Origin of the sequence: Streptomyces sp., from assembly GCF_031181555.1 — a bacterium.
Taxonomy (GTDB): Bacteria; Actinomycetota; Actinomycetes; order Streptomycetales; family Streptomycetaceae; genus Streptomyces; species Streptomyces fimbriatus.
This window is the reverse complement of record NZ_JAPSKQ010000327.1, coordinates 1-1,703: the sequence shown is the minus strand read 5'-3', so window position 1 is coordinate 1,703 and position 1,703 is coordinate 1. Positions and strand designations below refer to the sequence as shown.

Genomic DNA, 1,703 nt, shown 5'->3' with positions numbered 1-1,703 from the left:
CGCCTTCGACGAGTTCGGGCCGCTGGGGATCCGGCCCACCGCGGGCTCCTGCTGGGCGAAGCAGGGCAAGCCCGACCGGCTGCCGGCGACCTACCGCCGCACCCACGGCGTCACCTACTTCCACGGCTGCTACTCCGTCGGCGACGACCGTCTGTGGGGCGTCAACCGCCTTCGCAAGGGCACCGCCAACACCCTGGCGGCGCTCAAGTCGATCCGCGCGGCCCGACCTGCCGCAACGACATCCATGTGATCTGGTACCTGCCCGAGGGCTACACCGAGGAACGCGAGCCCGTGTCGGTCTCCGAAACCAGGATCCCCCCGTTCGAGGACTGGAAGCCTGCGATCATCAACGAAATGATCACCGACTGCCTCGGCAGCAGCGAACCGGACCATGACGTGGCCGCACACCGCTCGGACGAGCGGCTGATCCTTGAGCAGGTCCATCAGGAGAAGGAACGCCTCGCGGTCCTGCGGGTACCGCAGCCGGCGACGGACACATGCGCACGTCGGTGATCTGGCGAGGGGCGACAGCCCTGATCGAGGTGGTCGACCTCGGCCGCGACCCCGAGCTCGTCTACACCCGACACCGCAACGCCGACGACATCCAGTTCTAGGTGTCGGGCACCCGCCTGCTGGTGACCCAGCACGGCAGCGTCGAACAGCCGGTGACTCACCAGTGTCGAGATGTGCCGGCTCTGTTCCGCCGCGATGCTGGTTGCCGCGACTCCGACCGGGATCCGCACGAAGTCGCCCGACTGGTGTCGTTGTTGTACGCGCCCGAGCCCGTTCACTTCAACTCGTCCGCCGTGTCGTGCGATTGCCTCGCGCACGTGTACGGCAACGCGGCCGATCACCCGGACCGGGTCCGCCGGTATCCGTCGGACATGACGGACGCGGAGTGGGCGGCCATCCGGCCGTTGCTGCCGGTGCCGGCCTGGCTCCAGGGGCGGGATGGACGGCCCGAGGGCTACTGTCACCAGCAGCTGCTGGACGCGTTACCTGGTCGCGAGCGGGATCTCCTGACGGGCGATGCCCGCGGACTTCCCCGGCTGGCGGGTTTACGCCTTCTTCCGCCGCTGGCGCGAGCACGGGCTGATCACAGAGTTCCACGACCGGCTGCGCGGGAAGGTCCGTGAGCGCGAGGGCCGTGGGGCCGAGCCCACGGCGGGGATCATCGACGCGCAGTCGGTGCGTGCCGCCGCGACGGTGCCGGCCGCCTCAGGCGGCTACGACGGCGGGAAGAAGGTGCCGGGCCGCAAACGGCACATCGTGACCGACACCCTCGGTCTGCTCTTGGTCGTCTGCGTCACCGCCGAGAACATCGGCGACCGGGACGCCGCCGCGGGCCTGCTGGACCGGCTGCGCCGCCTGCACCGCGACATCACCCTCGTCTGGGCCGACGGCGGCTACACCGGCTCCCTCGTCGACTGGTGCCGTCAGAAACTGGCGCTGACCTTGGAGATCATCAAGCGCACCGACGACACGACCGGGTTCGTGGTGCTGCCCAGGCGCTGGGTGGCAGAGCGCACGTTCGCGTGGCTGATGCATTCGCGCCGTCTGGCCCGGACTACGAGACCCTGCCCGCCAGCAGCGAGGCGATGATCCGGTGGTCGATGGTCACGCGGATGAGTCGGCGCCTGGCACGGCCACGGGCCGCCGGCCGGTACTGAAGGCCTCCGACGCCTCCAGCAGGAGCCACCCGT

The 1,703-nt window shown here is 69.8% G+C and carries 2 protein-coding genes and 1 pseudogene; all 3 read left to right on the top strand.

Annotated elements, in window-relative coordinates; genetic code table 11:
- Positions 1-229 (top strand): annotated as a pseudogene (locus tag RIM90_RS31490) (IS630 family transposase); the annotation flags it as partial.
- Positions 230-246: 17 nt separating this feature from the next.
- On the top strand, positions 247-513 hold the full coding sequence (locus RIM90_RS31485) for a hypothetical protein (protein WP_309064144.1): 267 nt from the start codon (positions 247-249) through the stop codon (positions 511-513).
- Positions 514-1,029: 516 nt separating this feature from the next.
- Positions 1,030-1,602 (top strand): IS5 family transposase, encoded by a 573-nt coding sequence (locus RIM90_RS31480; protein WP_309064143.1) that lies wholly within the window; start codon positions 1,030-1,032, stop codon positions 1,600-1,602.
- Positions 1,603-1,703: the final 101 nt, after the last annotated feature.